We start from the raw sequence: 6,488 nt of genomic DNA, 5'->3' as shown, positions 1-6,488 counted from the left end.
CTTTCATAACTCAATTCTACCGCTCGTAATTTAAATGAAGCATCGTAATGATTTTTTATTCCTTTCATAATTGTAAGATAAGTATTATATACCTTTTCTTACTCTGGAACTTTCGTTAGGATATCCAGCTTGTTTTTGGTTTGTTATGGAATGTGTTGTAAAAGAAGTAACCTTTTTTTGTTGCGAAAATTGTCAAGCCTGTAATTAAAACAATTCCGCTAATTAAAACAGGTAATGGATATGATTCTTGAATATTTTTAACAACTTCGTACGTATAAATTAAATAATCGACCGCAATAAAATTGAATCGACTTTTGAATTCGTCCCAAAATGTAATTTCGGCAAAAAATGTGAAATAAATGATTACCAAATACAATGTATAAACGAAATACACGAAAATTCGATCAAATAATGAATTGACGAATTTGTTGGGTAAAATCATAAAATAAAATGACAAGAATAACGTGAAACAGCTTACAACGCTAATATCGTACACTAATCCATAAAAAATAGTGTGCAATAACGAGCCAATATTCCAATCGAAATCACCTTTTACCCAAACCGCAAAAATTAGGCGTAAAATAAATGAAATTAGAATAAATAACGAACTGAAAAATAGTAAAATACTGTAACGTCCTTTTAAATTATTTGTAAACATTTTGCTTTTAAATTATTGTTCAAATGTCTTGATATTTAGTAAACTGTTGATGTGGTAAAGTGAATCTTAAGCGAATCTTAAGTTTGAGAATCTTGAATGAAAGATAGAAGCTGAAAACGTTAATAATTCGTGAAAAAATGGTTTTGATTAGAAATAGTTGTAAATTTGTATTTGGTTTATAAAGTAGGTATAATGGAAGAGATATTAATCAATGAAAAAGAAGAAAAGTTTTTAACATATTGGGAGAAAAGATTCTCTACAATTTTTAAAGACAATACAATTTGGACAACTTTGTTTATGACAGTTAACAAAGCTACTTTTCCAGATTCATTAAATATAGAAACATTTTGTAAAAAGTTTATGCAAGATTTTAATATGAAATTATCATATAAATATGATGAATCAGATAACGAATACGATTTGACAATTACAAGATAATTACGGAAAACGAAAAATCCTTATCAATTTTGATAAGGATTTTTTTTGTTGTAAAATGGGACATTTGATTGATAATCATGCTTAAATTTTAAGAAAAATATTTAACCAAAAAATTAAATAAAATATTGTTGATTTAGATTTGATTTTACTAATTAAAATGTTTAATTTTGCAGTTCACTTTTAAAGGTGATTTAGTTTTTAAAGTTTACAACATTTGTATAGCTCATAATAAGGTTGAGCGTCTCTACGGCAGACCATAAAAAATTGCCACTACAAATGAATTTTTTTTCTACAAAATGAGTCTTGAACCACTCTCGTTAGAAAATAGTTTGTTTGTTGATGTAGATGTAGATGATACAAATGGTTTAAACACATTAAACCAAATAGTACAGCAAACAATACAATGAACCAAAGACTTTTCATTCAGAAGAAATCGAATTTTGACGTTATCAGTCAGAAGACTACAATAGAACTCAAAAACCTTGTACCTACAATTGTGTGCAAGGTTTTTGTTATTTATGATCTATTTAATATAGAAGAAAGCCAATTACAAGAGGTTCAAAATAAGGTGTTTGTCGATCCTGTGACAGACGTTGTTTTCAAATACGTAGAAGACGCAGTTAACGAAAGCATTCCTTATACGAAAAACTATTTTGCAACCGAATTTTTACCTGGTCAATACAATCAACGCGATGATTCTTCGGAACAATGTTTAGTGTTGATGAATGTTGAAAATGTAACCGTAAAATCTGGTTTATTATATGTTTTCAATGATGATTTGTCTGCGGAAGATTTAAAGAAAGTAAAAGATTACTTAATCAATCCAATTGAGTCGCGCGAGAAAGATCTTTCGAAAATGGAAATTCCAGCAAATCCAGAAGCTACTGAAGTTCCAATTATTGAAGGTTTTATTTCTGCTGACGAAAATAAACTACAAGACATTTACAACCAATTTGGATTATCGTTAGAAATGGATGATTTAGTTTTTATTCAAGACTATTTCAAATCAATCAATCGTAATCCAACCGAAACTGAGTTAAAAGTTTTAGATACTTATTGGTCTGATCACTGTCGTCATACAACTTTTGAGACGGAGATTACAGATGTTCAATTTAATTCTAAATTTAACGAAACACTTCAAAAAACATTCGATTATTACCAACAAGTTCGTCAAGAATTAGGAACTACAAAACCAATTCGTTTGATGGATTTAGCAACTGTGATGGGGAAATATCTTTCTCGTACAGGAGTTGTAAAAAATATTGATGTTTCAGAAGAAATCAATGCATGTTCTATTGTCGTTCCAATCGATGTAGATGGTGTTGAAGAAGAATGGTTATTACAATTCAAAAACGAAACACATAATCACCCAACAGAAGTGGAACCATTTGGTGGAGCTTCGACATGTGTTGGTGGAGCAATTCGCGACCCTTTGAGTGGACGTTCTTATGTTTTCCAAGCGATGCGTATTACAGGAGCTGCAAATCCTTTAGAGAAAATTGAAGAAACGTTACCAGGTAAATTACCACAACGTAAAATCTCGAAAGAAGCAGCAAATGGATACAGTTCGTACGGAAATCAAATTGGTTTAGCGACAACTTTTGTGAAAGAAATTTATGACGAAGGGTACAAAGCAAAACGCATGGAAGTTGGTTTTGTGGCTGGAGCTGTAAAAAAAGAATATGTTCGCCGTGAAGAACCAGTTGCAGGTGACCAAATTATTTTATTAGGTGGAGCAACAGGTCGTGATGGAGTAGGAGGAGCTTCTGGTTCATCTAAAACACACGATGGTCTTAAATTAGACGATTTATCAGCAGAAGTTCAAAAAGGAAATGCAATTGTTGAACGTAAAATTCAACGTTTATTCCGTAATCCAGACGTTTTAGCATTAATCAAAAAATGTAATGACTTTGGAGCAGGAGGTGTTTCTGTTGCAATTGGTGAAATTGCACGCGGAATTAATGTTAATTTAGATTTAGTTCCATTGAAATATGCTGGATTAAACGGAACAGAATTAGCGATTTCTGAATCTCAGGAACGTATGGCTGTTGCGGTTGAGGCTAAAGATGTGGAAACATTTATCTCATTAGCAAAAGAAGAAAATCTTGATGCGACTTGTGTTGCAGAGGTAACGGGAGATGATACAATGACTTTGGTTTGGAAAGGAACAAAGATTGTTGAATTAGACCGTAAATTTTTAGATACAAATGGCGTTCGTAAACAAGCTAAAATCGAAGTTACGGACGAAGAATATACAAATCCTTTTGAGAATAAAGCCTTCAATAAAGAAGCGTTTATTGCAATGATGCAAGAGTTAAATCATGCGTCGCAAAAAGGTATGGTAGAAATGTTTGACAATAACGTTGGACGTTCTACTATTTTGAATGCTTTTGGTGGACAAACAATGGATACACCAGAAGATATTTCGGTACAAAAATTCCCGGCTGACGGATTTACAAATGCGGTTTCAATTGCTTCATTTGGTTACAATCCTACAATTTCGCGTTGGTCAAATTATCACGGAGCTTATTTTGCGGTAATTGATTCGATGACAAAAATTGTTGCTGCTGGTGGAAATTATGCTGATATTCGTTTAACTTTTCAAGAATATTTTGAAAAATTACGTGATGAGGCTACGCGTTGGGGAAAACCATTTGCGGCTTTATTAGGAACGATTGAAGCACAAAAACAGTTCGGAATTCCTGCAATTGGAGGTAAAGATTCGATGTCTGGTTCTTACCAAGATATTGATGTTCCGCCAACGTTGATTTCTTTTGCAGTTGCGCCTTCTTTGGCTGAAAAAATTGTACAAGGAACTTTAGTTGAAAAGAATTCTAAACTTTCAGTTTTTATTCCAACATTAACAGAAGATTATTTAATCGACGAAGCAAATACAAAAGCTATTTTTGATTTTATCGGAACAATTAATGCTGATGTAAAATCAATGATGACGGTTAAATTTGGTGGAATTGCAGAAACTGTAGCGAATATGGCTTTTGGTAATGAAATCGGATTTGAAATCAAAACTGATTTAGATGTAGCAAAATATTATCCAGCTTCGATTGTAATTGAACATTCAGATGATTTAAATATTCCTGCTGAAATCGCTCAAAATTATCATGTTTTAGGTCAGACAAATGATTCAACTTCGTTCAACTTTAATGGAGAAGAAATTAATTTGATTGAATTAAAACAACAATGGAAAGAAACATTCAATTCATTGTTTCCATATAAATCAACTACTGAAACTGTTGTTGAGGAAAAAGATTTAAAAGCAGAACAAATTTGTTTTGCCTTCGCCGATCATAAAGTAGAAAACCCAAAAGTTTTCATTCCAATTTTCCCAGGAACAAATTCAGAATATGATTCAGCAAAAGCGTTCCGTAGAGAAGGAGCAATCGTTTCGACTTTGCCTTTCCGTAATTTAACACAACAAGATGTTGAAGAATCAGTTGATGCTTTTGTAAATGAAATCAATCAAGCCAATATTTTCTTTGTACCAGGAGGTTTTTCAGCTGCTGATGAGCCAGATGGATCAGGTAAATTTATTGCAACGGTTTTACGCAATGAGAAAATCAAAAATGCAATTCACAATTTATTAGAGCGCGATGGTTTGGTTTTAGGAATCTGTAATGGTTTTCAAGCGTTGATTAAATCAGGATTATTGCCTTATGGACGTATTCAAGATTTAGAAGAAGATACACCAACATTAACGTTCAATGAAATTGGTCGTCACATTACACAATTAGCGAAAGTGAGAGTGAATAAATCGCACTCACCTTGGTTAAAAGGAATGGAAGGTCAAGAATTCTGGATTCCATTTTCGCATGGAGAAGGTCGTTTCGTAGCAAATGAGGTTGAATTAGAAAAGTTAATTGATAAAGGACAAATCGCAACTCAGTTTGTAGATTTGGATGGAAAATTAGCTGGAAAAATGCCTTATAATCCAAATGGATCTACGTTTGCGGTAGAAGGAATTGTATCGCCTTGTGGAAAAGTTTACGGGCGAATGGGACATCCAGAGCGTTACGAAGAAGGATTATTCAAGAACATTCCAGGAAATGGATATATGAATATCTTCAAAAATGCGGTGGAGTATTTTAGAGGGTAGATTATAGATATGAGATATTAGAAGTTAGATATGAGAAAATTTAACTTCTAAAAATTAAATAAAAAATGTCATTTAGAGTTTGTTGAGGAATCTAAAAAGATTTTTCATTACGCCAAGGCTTCATTCAGAATGACAATTGAAGAATAAAGTTTGAGTCATCCTGAACTTGTTTCAGGAACTCATCTTAAAAAAGTGAGAAGCTGAACTGAATTCAGCTTGACATTGAAAATAAAATAAGGAATTTTGAAGTTAGAAATAAGGTAGAAGAAAAAAAATCTAAATATTAAATATCTAACATCTAAATACTAAAAAAAGAAACAAACAACAAACTAATACCAATTTCGATCCTGAACCAATCGAAATTAATCTCGAAAGTTAACCTTGAACAAGTTAATTTTCAAAACAAACAACAAACACGAAGTGGACTTTTTCATTTCAAACAAAACAAAAAAACGATGTAATGAAGTTAGAAATAAGAAACTAGAAGTTAGATGAATTTTAACTTTGAATTTCGAAAATCGAGCTTCGAAAAAACAAACAACAACGATGAGCTTAACAAAAAAAGACTTCATTTACGAAGGGAAAGCAAAACAAGTTTACTCAACAGAGGAGGCAGACAAAGTAATTGTGTATTACAAAGATGACGCGACTGCATTTAATGCACAAAAGCGTGGAACTGTTGAGGACAAAGGAGAAATGAACAACAAAATTTCGACTTTAATTTTCAACTATTTGATTGAAAAAGGAGTTAAAACTCATTTCATCGAGCAGTTGAATGATCGTGAGCAATTGGTGAAAAAAGTATCAATTATTCCAATTGAAATGGTTGTGCGCAACTATGTAGCTGGGTCTATGGCTCAACGTTTAGGATTAGAAGAAGGAGCGAAATCTCCAGTTACAATTTTTGATATCTGTTATAAAAAAGATGAATTAGGAGATCCATTAATCAACGATCATCATGCGGTTTTATTAGGAGCTGCAACATATGATGAGTTAGATGAAATGTACACACAAACAGAAGTAATTAACGAAGCGTTGAAAGAATTGTTCTTAAAAGCTGGATTAATTTTAGCTGATTTTAAAATTGAATTTGGTAAAGATGTTGATGGTAATATCATTTTAGCTGACGAAATTTCTCCAGATACATGTCGTTTATGGGATGTTGAAACAGGAAAAAAATTAGATAAAGACCGTTTTCGTCGTGATTTAGGTGATGTTTCAGAAGCTTATCACGAAGTATATAATCGTTTGACAGAAGTTTTAAAATAAACATTTTTTTCA

4 protein-coding genes and 1 riboswitch are annotated in these 6,488 nt (G+C 32.2%); of the genes, 3 read left to right on the top strand and 1 reads right to left on the bottom strand.

The annotated features are described in order from the left end of the window. Positions 1–115: 115 nt before the first annotated feature. Positions 116–658 (bottom strand): LTA synthase family protein, encoded by a 543-nt coding sequence (locus G0Q09_RS09780; protein ID WP_219034724.1) that lies wholly within the window; start codon positions 656–658, stop codon positions 116–118. A 192-nt stretch (positions 659–850) separates the two neighbouring features. On the opposite strand from G0Q09_RS09780, the gene G0Q09_RS09775 reads away from it, so the two are divergent. The 3 genes from G0Q09_RS09775 to purC all read left to right on the top strand — a co-directional run bounded on the left by G0Q09_RS09775 (position 851) and on the right by purC (position 6,476). Continuing rightward, entirely contained in the window at positions 851–1,096 is a 246-nt protein-coding gene (locus tag G0Q09_RS09775) for a hypothetical protein (protein WP_219034723.1), read from the top strand. Positions 1,097–1,290: 194 nt separating this feature from the next. Next, a riboswitch (purine riboswitch) is annotated at positions 1,291–1,389 on the top strand. 110 nt (positions 1,390–1,499) lie between these two features. Next, positions 1,500–5,207 carry a phosphoribosylformylglycinamidine synthase gene (locus G0Q09_RS09770; RefSeq protein ID WP_219034722.1) on the top strand — a complete coding sequence of 1,236 codons (3,708 nt, stop codon included), beginning with the start codon at positions 1,500–1,502 and terminating at the stop codon, positions 5,205–5,207. 546 nt (positions 5,208–5,753) lie between these two features. Continuing rightward, entirely contained in the window at positions 5,754–6,476 is a 723-nt protein-coding gene (gene purC / locus G0Q09_RS09765; protein ID WP_038332381.1) for a phosphoribosylaminoimidazolesuccinocarboxamide synthase, read from the top strand. Positions 6,477–6,488 lie beyond the last annotated feature (12 nt).

This window comes from Empedobacter falsenii (assembly GCF_019308355.1).
GTDB classification, from domain to species: Bacteria; Bacteroidota; Bacteroidia; order Flavobacteriales; family Weeksellaceae; genus Empedobacter; species Empedobacter falsenii_B.
This window is presented reverse-complemented; position numbering and strand designations above follow the sequence as displayed.